The organism is Pseudomonas sp. DL (assembly GCF_047199225.1).
Classification (GTDB): domain Bacteria; phylum Pseudomonadota; class Gammaproteobacteria; order Pseudomonadales; family Pseudomonadaceae; genus Pseudomonas; species Pseudomonas aeruginosa.
This window is the reverse complement of record NZ_CP178323.1, coordinates 504641-518122: the sequence shown is the minus strand read 5'-3', so window position 1 is coordinate 518122 and position 13482 is coordinate 504641. Positions and strand designations below refer to the sequence as shown.

The following is a 13482-nucleotide window of genomic DNA, read 5'->3' as shown; positions in this document are numbered from 1 at the left end:
TCCTTCCAAGGAGCCCGCATGAGCGCTACCCATACGCTGTTCTACGCCGCCGCCTCGCCCTTCGTGCGCAAGGTCCTGGTCCTGCTCCACGAAACCGGCCAACGCGAGCGCGTGGCGCTCGAGGAAGTCACGCCGACGCCGGTCGCGCCCATCCGGCAGCTCAACGCCAGCAACCCGGCCGGCAAGATTCCCGCCCTGCGCCTGCCGGACGGCCAGGTGCTGCACGACAGCCGGGTGATCTGCGACTACTTCGACCAGCAGCACGTCGGCGAACCGCTGATCCCCCGCGAAGGCAGCGCCCGCTGGCGACGCCTGACCATCGCCTCGCTGGCGGACGCCGTCCTCGACGCCGCGGTGCTGTCCCGCTACGAAACCTTCGTCCGCCCCGAGGAGAAGCGCTGGGACACCTGGCTCGAAGCACAGCGGGAAAAGATCGGGCGGTCCCTGGCGTGGCTGGAGGGCGACTGCATCGCCGAACTGCAGGCGCGCTTCGACATCGCCGCCATCGGCGTCGCCTGCGCCCTGGGCTATCTCGACCTGCGCCAGCCGGAGTGGGACTGGCGCGGCCGCTACCCGCGACTCGCCGCCTGGTTCGCCGAAGTCAGCCAGCGCCCGTCGATGCAGGCCACCCGCGCCTGACCCCGAGGCCCGCCGACGCCTGCTGCCGCCGCAGGCGCTCGGCGCGTTGCAGCCAGGCCGCCGAGGGGCCGGGGAACAGCAGGCCGATCCGCGCCGCCAGGCGCTCGCCGTCGCGACGGTCGTCGCGCAGGCCGACATAGCCGTTCATTTCCAGCACACCAGGCGGAACAGCAGCAGGCCCAGCAACAGCGCGCTCTGTCCGAGCCCCATGCAAAGCTCCAGGAAGGAGCGCACGTGCGGATTGCCGGCGGCGCCCTCGATGCCGCTGAGGCCTTCCCAGAATCCGTCCGGCATCAGCACCAGCATGGCGTGGGCCAGGGGCTTGCCGCTGGCGATCCAGTACTCGATCAGGCCGAACTTGCCGAAGAACAGCAGAAAGATCAGGATCACGCCGCTGACCAGCAGGCCGAGGGCGGCACAGAGGGTGAACTCGAAGAACAGGCGCATGCTTTTCCTCCTTGGAAATCGGCGGCGGCCGGCGCCGCCGCCTTCGTCGTCAGGCCCTGGCGGGTACCGCCGGGAAGTCCTTGCGGCCGACCCCGTACCAGTCCAGGCGGCGGGTCAGCACCATCACCGCGGCAAGCACCGCGAACAGCAGCAGCGAGCCCATCAGCAAGGCGTAGTCCTCCGCGCTCAGCAAGCCGTAGAGCAGGCCGTACAGCCCTGCCAGGCCGGCGCTGAAGCCCAGCCCTCGGGCCACGCTGCGCAGGACGAAGCACAGGTAGAAGCCGATCAGGCCGACGCAGGCTCCGGCGGAGACCAGGTAGGCCAGCTCGAAGCCGACGTGCTCGGCCAGCGACAGCAGCAGCAGGTAGAAGAACGCCAGCGCCAGGCCGACCAGCGCGTACTGGACCGGGTGTACCGCCAGGCGCTTGAGCACCTCGAAGAGGAAGAAGCCGGCGAAGGTCAGGGTGATGAACAGCAGCGCGTACTTGATCGCGCGGTCGGCCTTCAGGTACTGGTCCACCGGATCGACCAGGCCGACGCCGAAGGCGCGCGCCTGGAAGCCGTCGCAACGCTGCTCCTCCACGCAACTGCGCAGCGCCTCTTCCATGTTGGTGGCGAAGAAGCTGGTCTGCCAGCGCGCGGTGAAGCCCTGGGCGGTGATCTCCCGCTCGCTGGGCAGGAACTCGCCGCCGAAGCTCGGGTGCGGCCAGTCGGCCTTCAGGATGACCTGGCTGTCGCGGCCCACCGGCACGATGTCCAGCCGCTCGCTGCCGAGCAACGACAGGTCGAAGGCGTACTCCAGGCGCTGCGCCTGGCGCCCGTCGACGCCTTGCAGCGGTGCGTGCACACCGCTGCCGAGCAGGCCGACCCGGCTACCCGGCTCGAAGTCGACGCTGGCACCGTTGAGGGACAGGCGCAGGGCATTCTCGATGCCGCGGATGTCGCTGATGCCCATCGCCAGGAACGGCGTTTCGAACTGGTAGTCCTCCAGGTCTTCTTCGATGCCATAGTGCGCAGGCACCTGGAAGTAGCCGGCAACCTTGTTGTCGACGTGGTACAGGCGCGCCTGGTAGATGCCACGGTAGCGCAGCTCGGTGCGCATCTGCCCGTCGAGGGCGAAGCGGTCGGGCAGGAAGTACAGCTCGCCGCGCTGCTCGCGCTCCTGCAACACGCGCTTCTCGGTCTTCTCCTCGGTGACCCACTCGCGCACCGTCCTGCGGTACGGCACCACCAGCAGCGGGCCGGTGAGGCGCTGGCTGTAGCTGGAGCTGCGGGCGATATCCTGCAGCACGCCGTCACGAACCTCCTGGCGATCGCGGATCAGGCCGTCGATCATCAACAGGGGAATCAGCAATAGCAGGATGAGTAGGGCGATGGCGCCGAGCTTGTAGGCCAGCGTGCGGTTCATGGGGGGACTCTCCGTCGGGGTGATGGCGGAAAGTCTGCGGCGCCGCGATGGCGGGCTTCGGGTCGCCGTGTGGAGAGTCGATGGAGTTTCCGTGGAGGCGCCTCAGCCGCGCGGCAGCCAGAGCAGCGCCTCGACGCCGTCGTCGCGGTTGCCGACCTGCAACCGGCCGCCATGCAGTTGCGCCACCTCGGCGACGAAGTTCAGTCCCAGCCCGGTGCTCTTGCGCCCGCTGGCCGGGCGCGGCAGCGAGTAGAAGCGTTCGGTGAGGCGCGCCAGGGCGTAGTCGGGAATCGCCGGCCCCTGGTTGAACAGGCGCAAGGCGATACCCTCGCCGTCGACCTCGGCGAGCAGGCGAAGGATGCCGCCGGGCGGGGTGAAGTCGAGGGCGTTGTCGAGCAGGTTGGCCAGCGCCTGGCGCAGCAGGAACTGCTCGCCGCGAACCTCGCAGGGACCTTCCAGGCGGTTCTCCACCCGCAATCGCTGGCGCTGGATACGCGCCGCCTGGCCTTCCAGCAGGGACGCGGCGATCTCCCGCAGGTCGACCTTGCCGACCTCCTCCAGGCCTTGCCGCTGCTCCACCTGGGCCAGGCTCAGCAGGCGCTCGATCAGTTGTTGCAGGCGCTCGCTCTCGCCGGCGATGTTGCCGACGAAGCGCGCCCGCTGCTCGGCCGGCATCTCGCCGTCGAGCAACTCGGCGGCGCCACGGATCGCCGCCAATGGGCTCTTCAGTTCGTGGGTCAGGGTATGCACGTAGCGCTCGACGTAGTCCTTGCCTTCCAGTTGCGTGCGCATGCGTTCCACCGCGTCAGCCAGTTGCGCCATCTCGCCGCCGCGATAGCGCGGCAGCTCGGCGCGGCGCCCCTCGCTGACCGCCTGTGCGTACTGGGTGAGGCGCCGCAGCGCGCCGCTGAGCCACCAGGAGAGCAGGCCGCCGACCAGCAGCCCGAGGGCGATCAGCCCGGCACCGAGCCAGGCCAGGCGCCGCTGCGAGCGGTCGATGTAGGGTTGCAGGCTGCTGTTCGGCTTGGCCACCGAAACCACCCCGATGATCTTCCCGCCATCCTTGATCGGCGCCGCCACGTACATCACCGAGGAATCCGGGTCGTCCGGGTCTTCGCGGCTGGAGCGCGCGCCGTACTGGCCCCGGAGCGTCAGGTAGACGTCGTTCCAGCGCGAATAGTCCTGGCCGACGGCCACCCCGGCGGAGTCCAGCAGCACCTTGCCGCTGGCGTCGGTGACGTAGATGCGGTGGTTCACCGCCTCCTTGCGCAAGCCCCAGATATCCGCCTGCGGCACCCGCTTGCCGTAGTCCTCGAGCATCTCCGGCAGGTCGCTCTGTGCCAGGGTGCCGTTCTTCACGTCCTGGCGGAGGATCTCGGCGAGCAGGTTGGCGGTGTCCACCAGGGTTTCCTCGGTGGACTGGCGCACGCCGGGGCGCACTTCGTCCATCACCGTGCTCAGCACGAAGTAGCCGGTGAGACCGACGAACAGGAAGTAGACCAGGAAGATCCGAACGCCGAGCGGCATCAGGCGTGGTCCGGGCTGTAGCTGTAGCCCAGGCCGCGATGGGTCTGGATCGCTTCGCCGCGTTCGTTCACCTGACGCAGCTTGGCGCGCAGACTCTTGATGTGGCTGTCGATGTTGCGCTCGTAGCCGGCCTCGCTGGCGACGCCGAGGGCGTCGAGCAACTGCTCGCGGCTGAATACCCGCTCGGGCTGCCCGAGCAGCGTCTGCAACAGGCGGAACTCGTGGCGGGTGAGGTTGAGCGGGGTGTCGCGGTAGTGGATCCGCACGCGCTCCTCGTCGACCTGGAACGGCCCGCTCGGCGCGGCCCCTTCCAGCGCCGCCGGGCGCGGCGCCATGCGCTTGAGGATGGCCTTGACCCGAGCCGCCACCTCGCGCGGGCTGAACGGCTTGACCACGTAGTCGTCGGCGCCGATCTCCAGGCCGACCACGCGGTCGATCTCGGCATCGCGCGCGGTGAGGAAGATCACCGGCACCTCGGAGAACCGCCGCAGGCGCTTGCAGGCCTCGAAACCGCTGATGTCCGGCAGACCGACGTCGAGGATCAGCAGATCCGCCGGCTGGCGCTCCTGCAACGCCAGCGCCTCGCCGGCGAGGGTCACCCAGGTGGTGGCGAAGCCTTCGGCCTGCAGGGCGTAGAGCAGGGTGTCGGCAATCGCGGCTTCATCTTCGACGATCAGGATATGCGGCATGGCGTGACGGCGGCTGACGGGAATGCCGGAACGGTGCCGCAAGCCGGCGCGCGCGTCAATCGCGCCGCCGGTGGCGTAGGACGCTTACTTGCAGGTGGGCTTGTCGGCGACGAAGCGCTCGGAGGGATCGACCGCGACGTGGAATTTGCGCAAGCCCTTGGTGCCCATCAGGAACGGATAGTTGAAGGCGCTGCGGTCGGTGAGGTTGACCTCGATGGTCTTCATCGCTCCGCCCAGGCAGACCTGCAGGTCGATCACCGGGCGTTCGCTCAGGCGGTCCTCATCCTCGTCCTCGCCGTTGCGGTTGTCGGCGCGGTTCTTGATCTTGCCGATGCGCGCCAGCTTGTGCTCGAACACCGAGCCGTCGGCCTCCTTGGTGGCCAGCCGGAAGCGCACCCACTCCTCGCCGTCGCGCTGGAACAACTCGATGTCCTTGGCCGACAGCGAGGAGGTGTAGGCGCCGGTGTCCATCTTCGCCTGCAGGGTGCGGTCCAGCTCCGGCAGGGAGACCCATTCGTAGCGGCCGTAGAGGTTGGGTTCGGCGGCGAGGACCGGCAGGGCGAACAGCGAGAGCAAGGCAAGGGCACGCTTCACGCGGGCATCTCCTGAAGTGATACGAGGTCCACATAGGACTAGCACGGCGCGGTTTCGTTCGCCACGCCGGCGGCTTGGGCGGCGCGGCGCGGATGCGTATGATGGGCCGCGTCGACCCACACCCAGGACAGGGAAACCAACCATGCGGGAACTGTTGACCGGCCTGACCAGCAGCCTTCTGCTGCTTCTCAACACGCTGATCCTGATCGGCCCGATGATGCTGATCGCACTGCTCAAGCTGGTGCTCCCCGGCCAGCGCCTGAAGGACCTCTGCTCCAGGGGCGTGATGTGGATCGCCGAGACCTGGGCGGAGATCGACAAGTGGATCTTCGCCACCTGCACGCCGACGGTCTGGGACGTGCGCGGCGCCGGCGACCTGCGCCAGGACACCTCGTACCTGGTGGTGAGCAACCACCAGTCCTGGGTCGACATCCCCGCGTTGATCCAGGTGTTCAACCGGCGCACCCCTTACTTCAAGTTCTTCCTCAAGAAGGAGCTGATCTGGGTGCCCTTCCTCGGCCTGGCCTGGTGGGCGCTGGAGTATCCGTTCATGAAGCGCTATTCCAAGGCCTTCCTGGAGAAGCACCCGGAACTCAAGGGCAAGGACCTGGAGATCACCAAGGCCGCCTGCGAGAAGTTCAAGCGCATCCCGGTGACCGTGGTGAACTACCTGGAAGGCACGCGTTTCAGCGAGCAGAAGAAGGCCCGGCAACAGTCGCCCTATCGCCACCTGCTCAAGCCCAAGGCCGGCGGGGTGGCCTTCGTCCTCGCCGCGCTGGGCGAGCAACTGGACGCCCTGCTCGACGTCACCGTGGTCTACCCGAGCGACAAGGTGCCGGGATTCTGGGACCTGCTCTGCGGACGGGTGCCGAAGGTGATCGTCGACATCCAGACCCGCCCGATCGATCCCGCCCTGTGGCAGGGCGACTACGAGAACGACCCGGTGTTCCGCCAGTACGTGCAGGAATGGGTCTCGCGCATGTGGGAAGAAAAGGACGAACGCATCGCCCGCTTGCGGCAACTGCGCTGAAGTACCGGCCGAAACACACCCATCTCGTAGGGCGAATAACCGCAACGCGGTTATCCGCCGTTTCCACGGCGGGCGGATAACGCCGGGGGCGTTATTCGCCCTACCGGTGCAGGCAACGAATACCCGGGGGTCGCACCCACCTCGTAGGGCGAATAACCGCAACGCGGTTATCCGCCGTTTCCATGGCGCGGCGGCGGATAACGCCGGGGGCGTTATTCGCCCTACCGGTGCGGGCAACGAATATCCGGGCGCCGCACCCACTTCGTAGGGCGAATAACCGCAGCGCGGTTATCCGCCGATCCGCTGGCGGCAGATCAGAGCAGCGACGAGCCGCCCGCCTTGCTCACTCCCCAGAGATTGCTCAGGCTGCCCAGCAGCTCGCTGTTGGCGCCCTGCTTGCCGAAGTAGTCGACCAGCACCTGGGCGAACTTCTCGGTCATCCCGCTATCCATGCCCAGGGTGCCGAAGGCCTTGTTCACGTCGCCCATGCTGTCCGCATTGCCGAGCAGCGAACCGAGGCCCTTGCTGTCGCCGCCGCTCTTGCCGAGCACGTTGCCGAGCCCGCCGAGACCGGCCAGGGCGTTGTTGCCGGCCAGCTTGTCGAGGCCGGGGATAGTCTTAACCAGTTGCGAATAATCGTTGCCGGCCAACTGGTTCTTGGCCAGGCCGAGCAGGGCGCCGGTACCGCCGACCGCCTGCTCCTGGCTGACCCCGAGCTGGCCGGTGAGTGCGCCGAGCAGACCGCTGGTCTGCGGGGTGGTGGCTACCTGGGCGGAGTCGCCCTGGGATGCCCCGGCGACCGCCTTGGCGGCATCCCCGAGATTGAAGGCGAACGCGGAGGCGGCGCTGAGCAGCAGGGCCGCGGCCAGGGTAGCGTGGGTGGTGACGCGCATCGGCAATTCCTCATGAGATATCGAACGCCCCGGCCGCATTCGCAGGCCGGGGTGAGATTTCGACCGGCCGGCCGGTGCCTTGTTCCCCAACCTTGGTCGGGTCACTTGGCCTTCGGCTTGTCGGCCTTGCCCTTGGCGGCGGCGCCTTTCTTCGCCGCCGGCTTCCTCGCCGCCGTCGCGCGGCCCTTGGGCGTCTCGCCGGCGCCGGATTTCTTGCGTGCCGCCGGCTTCGGCGCGGCGCCCTTGCGGTAGCCGACGCCGTCCTTGGCGTCGTAGAAGAAGGTGACCGTCTCGCCCTCTTTCACCTCGCCCTTGAGCATCGCCGTGGCCAGGCGCGTCTCCAGTTGCTGGCGGATCTGCCGCTTCAGCTCGCGGGCGCCGAACTCCGGCTGGTAGGCCTCTTCGGCGAGGTGGCCGACCAGGCTGTCGTCGATGTGCAGGTAGATGTCCTGAGCGTGCGCGGCGCGCTTCACCCGCTCCAGTTGCAGGCGCACGATGTCCTCGATCTGCGCCTTGCTCAGCGACTCGAAGACGATCACCTCGTCGAGGCGGTTGAGGAATTCCGGGCGGAAATGTCCGCGCAAGGTAGTCATCAGTTCGCGCTTGAGCTTCTCCGGCGGCTGGGCGAACTCGCCGGCCTGGGCGTTCTTCATGATCAGCTCGGAGCCGAGGTTGCTGGTGGCGATGATGATGGTGTTGGTGAAGTCCACCACGCGCCCCTTGCCGTCGGTCAGGCGGCCGTCGTCGAACACCTGCAGGAGGATGTTGTTGACGTCGGCGTGGGCCTTCTCGATCTCATCGAGCAGGATCACGCTGTACGGCCGCCGGCGCACCCGCTCGGTGAGCTGGCCGCCCTCGTCGTAGCCGACGTAGCCCGGCGGCGCACCGATCAGCCGGGACACCGCGTGGCGCTCCATGTATTCGCTCATGTCGATGCGGATCATCGCGTCTTCGTCGCCGAACACCACCTCGGCCAAGGCCTTGGCCAGCTCGGTCTTGCCCACCCCGGTCGGGCCGAGGAACAGGAAGGTGGCGATCGGCCGGCTGCCCTGGCGCAGCCCGGCGCGGGCCAGGCGCACGGCGTCGCTGACCGCGGTGATCGCTTCCTGCTGGCCGATCACCCGCTGGTGCAGGCGCTCTTCCATCTGCAGGAGCTTCTCGCGCTCCTCGGCGGTCAGTTCGGTGACCGGGATGCCGGTGAGCCTGGAGATGATCTCGGCGATGTCCTCGACCCGCACCTCCTCGGTCTTCGACCCCTGGGTCTGCTGCCAGCGCTCGGTGATCTGCTCGAGGTGTTCCTTGCGTTCCTGGATGCGTTTCTCGAAGACCTTCGCCTCGTCGTACCACTTGCGGCTGGCGGCGTAGTCCTGCTCGCGCTTGAGCTGCGCCAGCTCGGCCTCCAGTTCCTGGATCTCGGCCGGCCGCGAGGTGCTGGCGATGCGCACGCGGGCGGCGGCCTGGTCGATCAGGTCGATGGCCTTGTCCGGCAGGAAGCGGTTGCCGATGTAGCGATCGGACAGCTCGGCGGCGGCGACGAAGGCCTCGTCGCGGATGGTCACCTTGTGGTGGCCTTCGAGCTTGTCGCGCAGGCCACGGAGGATGGAGATGGTCTGCTCCACCGTCGGCTCGGGGACGAACACCGGCTGGAAGCGCCGCTCCAGCGCGGCGTCCTTCTCGATGTACTTCTGGTACTCGTTGAGGGTGGTGGCGCCGATCAGGTTCATCTCGCCACGCGCCATCGCCGGCTTCAGCACGTTGGCCACGTCCAGCCCGCCTTCGCCGCCGCCCTGGCCGGCACCGACGATGGTGTGCACCTCGTCGATGAACAGGATGATCTCGCTCTGCGCCGCCTGCAGTTCGTCCATCACCTGCTTGAGGCGTTCCTCGAACTCGCCGCGGTACTTGGCGCCGGCGACCATGGCGTTGATGTTCAGTTCGACCAGGCGCTTGTCGCGCAGCACCTCCGGCACCTCGCCCTGGACCATGCGCTGGGCCAGGCCTTCGACGATGGCGGTCTTGCCGACGCCGGGCTCGCCGATCAGCACCGGGTTGTTCTTCTTGCGCCGGGCGAGAACCTCGATGGTGGTCTCGACTTCCTTCGAGCGGCCGATCACCGGATCGAGCTTGCCTTCGCGGGCCAGCCGGGTCAGGTCGCGGCTGAACTTGTCCAGTTGCGGAGTGTTGCTCGGGCCGTCCACGCGGCCGTCCTCGGCGCCCTTGCCGACCACCTTGACCGCTTTCTGCCGTAGCGCCTGCTCGGTCAGGCCGTACTTCTTCAGGAGCGTCCCGGCGAAGCTGTCCGGCACCGCCGCCAGGCCGAGCAACAGGTGCTCGGGGCCGACATAGCTGTGGCCGAGTTCGCGGGACAGGGCGAAGGCATGCTGCAAGGCGCTCTTCACCCGCGGCGAGATGGTCATGTCCTCGCTCGCCTCGCCCTTGCTGGCGCCGCGCACGGCGTTGGCCTCGATGTACTGCTTGAGGTCGGCCGGCGACAGGCCGAACTGCTTGAGCACCGCCTGCACCACGTCGGCGTCGGCCAGGGCGTAGAGCAGGTGCTCGGTGTCCACTTCGCGCTTGCCGAATTCGGCGGCGACCTGCGCGGCGCGTTGCAGGTACTCGGTGGTCTGCTTGCTGAAGTACTCGGCGATGTCCACCGCCTCCGGCTCGCGGGCGCGCACCGGGGTGACCGGGCTCTGCTCGCCGAAGCCGGAGAAGATCTCGTCGAACGGGCTGCCGCCGCCGAACAGCGACTCCAGCGGCGAGCGCATGCGCTGCTGGCGCATCAACTGGCGGTAGTGCAGTTCGCAGAGGGCGAGTTCGCGGCGCTGGCCGTTCTGTACCAGGCTGACGCGGGCGACGGCGGGACGTTCGTGGCAGATAGCGCAAAGTTCCTGGGCCATGGGAGGACTCCTGTTTCCACGGAAGGTGGGCTTCGGCGACGGCAGCGGCGACCGGGGTCGCCGAGCGCTGCGTGGAGAACATCGCGACAAGGCGGTGAAGCACGCGCCGTCGAGCATGCAACGCGGGACATGTCCGTGCGATGACGAAGCGCCGACGTCGCATCCGCAGCCACTGACGGGGTGACTCTTGAGTACTAGCACAGCAGCCGGCGAGCGCCAGCGCTTCGGCTTGACCCAGGACAATGAAAGGCGACCTCTCTGGCCGCGACTTCCGCCGCAATGCCCGCTGTTCGCCCCGATCCGGTCGCCGGCCGTCCCATCGCGGCGAGAACTTCTCTATGCTTGGGCCCTGTCCGCCCGAGGGAGCCCGTCCATGAGCGAGCCGTTCCAGCTCACCCCCCGCATCGCCCGCCAACTGCCCTGGCTGGTCGCCGTCGCCTTCTTCATGCAAGCCCTCGACGGCACCATCCTCAACACCGCACTACCGAGCATGGCCAGTTCGCTGAACGAAAACCCGCTGCGCATGCAGGCGGTGGTGATCGCCTACCTGCTCACGGTGGCCCTGCTGATACCGGCCTCGGGGTGGATCGCCGACCGTTTCGGCACACGCCGGGTATTCCTCGGCGCGGTACTGCTGTTCAGCCTCGGCTCGTTGCTTTGCGCGCTGTCGCCGAGCCTCGAACTGCTGGTCGGCGCGCGCATCGTACAGGGCGTCGGCGGCGCGCTGATGATGCCGGTGGGACGGCTGGTGATCCTGCGCGTCTACCCGCGCCAGGACCTGGTGCGGGTGCTCAGCTTCGTCACCATTCCCGGCCTGCTCGGCCCGCTGGCGGGACCGACGCTGGGCGGCTGGCTGGTGGAGTACGCCTCCTGGCACTGGATCTTCCTGATCAACCTGCCGGTCGGCCTGCTCGGCTGCCTGGTGGCGATGAAGCTGATGCCGGACCTGCGCAGCCCGGTGCCGAGCCGTTTCGACAGCATCGGCTTCCTGCTCTTCGGCGGCTCCATGGTGCTGATCTCCATCGCCCTGGAAGGACTCGGCGAGCTGCACCTGTCGCACCTGCGCGTGGTCCTGCTGCTGATCGGCGGACTGGTCCTGCTCACCGCCTACTGGCTGCGCGCGCTACGCATCGACAAGCCGCTGTTCCCACCGAGCCTGTTCAAGGCGCGGACCTTCGCCGTCGGCATCCTCGGCAACCTGTTCGCCCGCCTGGGCAGCGGCGCCCTGCCCTTCCTCACCCCGCTGTTGCTGCAGGTGGGACTGGGCTACCCGCCCTCCACCGCGGGCATGACCATGATCCCGCTGGCGCTGTTCGCGATGGTCGCCAAGCCGATGGCCAAGCCACTGCTGGACTTCTTCGGCTATCGCAAGCTGCTGGTCGGCAACACCCTGATCCTCGGCTGCCTGATCGCCGGCTTCGGCCTGGTCGACCAGGACACCCCCTACGTCTGGCTGCTGCTGCACCTGAGCCTGCTCGGCGCGGTGAACTCCCTGCAATTCACGGCGATGAACACCCTCACCCTGATCGACCTGCAGGACAGCAACGCCAGCAGCGGCAACAGCCTGATGTCGGTGGTCGTGCAGTTGTCGATCAGCCTCGGCGTGGCTTGCGCGGCGGCATTGCTGGGCGGTTTCCAGACCGACCTGGATACGGGGCAGGACACCGTACTCGGCGCCTTCCACGCCACCTATGTCAGCGTCGGCCTGATGTCGATGCTGGCCGCGGCGATCTTCTTCCAGCTCGGCAGCGAGGACGGTCGCACCAGCCCGCGCCGGGTCGATCCGGAAAAGGACCCGGACCTCTAGGATGGCCTGGATCGCTACGCTCAAGCGCTGGGCTCGCGAGCTGAAGACCGAGGTCATCGCCCTCTGGCTGTGCAGCCGCCATCCGCACATGCCCTGGCTGGCCCGACTGGTGGCTCTGCTGGTGGTGGCCTATGCGCTGAGTCCGATCGACCTGTTCCCGGACTTCATACCGCTGCTCGGCTACCTCGACGACCTGTTGCTGGTGCCGCTGGGGATCTGGCTGGCGATCCGCCTCACCCCACCCACGCTGCTCGCCGAGTGCCGCGCGCGGGCTCGCGAGGTCGAGACGCACCCGCGCAACCTGTGGATGGCTGCGCTGATCGTGCTGTTCTGGGTGGCGCTGGGCGCTGGACTGCTGCGCTGGTTCTTCTACTGAGCGGCGAGCGCGCTGCAGGTAGGTTTGCGGGTAAAGGTTCGGGACACGTCGACCGCGCCGAGGTGTTCGAGCGTGCGGCGACCGAGCAGCACCGGATAGTTCATGTTGCCGCGGTCGCGCAGGGAGAACTGCTCGCGCAGCAGCTTGGCGCCCAGGCAGATGTCCATCGCCACCACCGGACGGCTGTCGCTGCCGCCGGCGCCGCGTACCTTGATCAGCCGCAGCACCTTGCGCTCGAAGGTCACGCTGACCGGCGCCTTGCTGTCGGCGGTGGGCAGCACGACATCGAAGCGCACCCAGCGCTCGCCGTCCTTCCTGTAGCGATGGATATTCCTCGCGTCCAGCGACGAGGTCAGCGCGCCGGTATCCAGCTTGGCCTTGGCCTGCATGCGCTCGGGCATCAGCCAGGACTGCTCGATCCAGCCCCAGTGCTCGGTGGCGGCATGGCAGGACGCGGAAGAGAACGACAGCGACAACAGCGCGGCGAAGGCCAGACGACGGGATTGCACAGGCTTCATCGAAACGACTCCGAACGGGACCGGGCCACTCTGGGCGGGAACTCGTCAAGACAGGGTGAACGGCAGGCGAAGACAGTGTGACGGTTTTCTCCGGGCAATAAAAAACCCGGATGCTTCCATCCGGGTTCTTCGGGCTGGGGCCCAGGGATCTTAGTTGATCACCTGAACGCGCTCGGCCTGCATGCCTTTCTGGCCTTGTACGACTTCGAAGCTGACCTTCTGGCCTTCGGCCAGGGTCTTGAAGCCGTTACCTTCGATGGCACGGAAGTGAACGAAAACGTCCGGGCCGCTTTCCGGGGTAATGAAGCCGTAGCCTTTGGTTTCGTTGAACCACTTAACGGTGCCGTTCTGACGGGACATTGCAAGTTCTCCTTGGAACTATGGGTATTGATTTAGCCACGAAATCGTAGCCGGTAACTGAGTTGCAAGGAGTTACAAGGAGTCGAGCAGGACGGGCTGGAATTTCCGACCGCATCAGGTCACGATCGACGGCGACCCATGCAAACACAGTGTCAGCACTCTACGACAAAAAACTGAGGAAAGCGAACCTGTATAAAAATACAGAAACGCGCTTTTTTCGTTTTTCGGACGAACGGTACTGGCCAAAGATACATTGCCTGTCGCTGCTGCTCCGGCGGCGATCGCACGCGGCAA

General features: G+C 67.3%; 14 protein-coding genes. 4 read left to right on the top strand and 10 right to left on the bottom strand.

Annotated features, from left to right (window positions below):
- The first annotated feature begins 18 nt into the window (after positions 1 to 18).
- Positions 19 to 639 (top strand): glutathione S-transferase, encoded by a 621-nt coding sequence (locus ACI766_RS02345; RefSeq protein WP_003113265.1) that lies wholly within the window; start codon positions 19 to 21, stop codon positions 637 to 639.
- Here ACI766_RS02345 and ACI766_RS02340 read toward each other — a convergent pair.
- The 6 genes from ACI766_RS02340 to ACI766_RS02315 all read right to left on the bottom strand — a co-directional run bounded on the left by ACI766_RS02340 (position 602) and on the right by ACI766_RS02315 (position 5304).
- Positions 602 to 787 carry a hypothetical protein gene (locus ACI766_RS02340; RefSeq protein WP_003084739.1) on the bottom strand — a complete coding sequence of 62 codons (186 nt, stop codon included), beginning with the start codon at positions 785 to 787 and terminating at the stop codon, positions 602 to 604. The two genes, ACI766_RS02345 and ACI766_RS02340, sit on opposite strands and share 38 nt — an antisense overlap.
- The gene (locus ACI766_RS02335) at positions 784 to 1086 is read right to left on the bottom strand and encodes a hypothetical protein (protein WP_003084737.1); all 303 of its coding nucleotides are present in this window, start codon (positions 1084 to 1086) and stop codon (positions 784 to 786) included. The genes ACI766_RS02340 and ACI766_RS02335 overlap by 4 nt, the downstream gene beginning before the upstream one ends.
- Positions 1087 to 1135: 49 nt before the next feature.
- Positions 1136 to 2494, bottom strand: coding sequence for a cell envelope integrity protein CreD (gene creD / locus ACI766_RS02330; protein WP_003099944.1), 1359 nt, complete (start codon positions 2492 to 2494; stop codon positions 1136 to 1138).
- 102 nt (positions 2495 to 2596) lie between these two features.
- Positions 2597 to 4021, bottom strand: a complete 1425-nt coding sequence (gene creC / locus ACI766_RS02325; RefSeq protein ID WP_003123892.1) for a two-component system sensor histidine kinase CreC — start codon at positions 4019 to 4021, stop codon at positions 2597 to 2599.
- Positions 4021 to 4710, bottom strand: a complete 690-nt coding sequence (creB, locus tag ACI766_RS02320) for a two-component system response regulator CreB (protein ID WP_003084734.1) — start codon at positions 4708 to 4710, stop codon at positions 4021 to 4023. Before creB ends, creC begins: the two co-directional genes overlap by 1 nt.
- A gap of 84 nt (positions 4711 to 4794) precedes the next feature.
- Positions 4795 to 5304 (bottom strand): ATP-dependent zinc protease, encoded by a 510-nt coding sequence (locus ACI766_RS02315; protein ID WP_003084733.1) that lies wholly within the window; start codon positions 5302 to 5304, stop codon positions 4795 to 4797.
- 142 nt (positions 5305 to 5446) lie between these two features.
- Between ACI766_RS02315 and ACI766_RS02310 the strand changes: the two genes are divergently transcribed.
- Complete coding sequence (locus tag ACI766_RS02310) at positions 5447 to 6334, top strand: acyltransferase (protein ID WP_003099939.1); 888 nt, start codon at positions 5447 to 5449, stop codon at positions 6332 to 6334.
- Positions 6335 to 6648: 314 nt separating this feature from the next.
- On the opposite strand, the gene ACI766_RS02305 is transcribed toward ACI766_RS02310, so the two are convergent.
- Both ACI766_RS02305 and clpG read right to left on the bottom strand, forming a co-directional pair.
- Complete coding sequence (locus ACI766_RS02305; protein WP_003084725.1) at positions 6649 to 7227, bottom strand: DUF2780 domain-containing protein; 579 nt, start codon at positions 7225 to 7227, stop codon at positions 6649 to 6651.
- Between the two features lie 101 nt (positions 7228 to 7328).
- Positions 7329 to 10127 carry an AAA family protein disaggregase ClpG gene (clpG, locus tag ACI766_RS02300; protein WP_003117917.1) on the bottom strand — a complete coding sequence of 933 codons (2799 nt, stop codon included), beginning with the start codon at positions 10125 to 10127 and terminating at the stop codon, positions 7329 to 7331.
- A gap of 373 nt (positions 10128 to 10500) precedes the next feature.
- Between clpG and mdtD the strand changes: the two genes are divergently transcribed.
- Positions 10501 to 11934, top strand: coding sequence for a multidrug transporter subunit MdtD (gene mdtD, locus ACI766_RS02295; protein ID WP_003084717.1), 1434 nt, complete (start codon positions 10501 to 10503; stop codon positions 11932 to 11934).
- 1 nt (position 11935) lies between these two features.
- Positions 11936 to 12310, top strand: a complete 375-nt coding sequence (locus ACI766_RS02290; RefSeq protein ID WP_023086915.1) for a YkvA family protein — start codon at positions 11936 to 11938, stop codon at positions 12308 to 12310.
- Here the strand turns inward: ACI766_RS02290 and ACI766_RS02285 are convergent.
- Positions 12304 to 12828 carry an ATP-dependent zinc protease gene (locus ACI766_RS02285; RefSeq protein ID WP_003099931.1) on the bottom strand — a complete coding sequence of 175 codons (525 nt, stop codon included), beginning with the start codon at positions 12826 to 12828 and terminating at the stop codon, positions 12304 to 12306. The genes ACI766_RS02290 and ACI766_RS02285 overlap by 7 nt on opposite strands.
- A gap of 150 nt (positions 12829 to 12978) precedes the next feature.
- Positions 12979 to 13188 carry a cold-shock protein gene (locus ACI766_RS02280; RefSeq protein ID WP_003084710.1) on the bottom strand — a complete coding sequence of 70 codons (210 nt, stop codon included), beginning with the start codon at positions 13186 to 13188 and terminating at the stop codon, positions 12979 to 12981.
- Between the last annotated feature and the right edge of the window lie 294 nt (positions 13189 to 13482).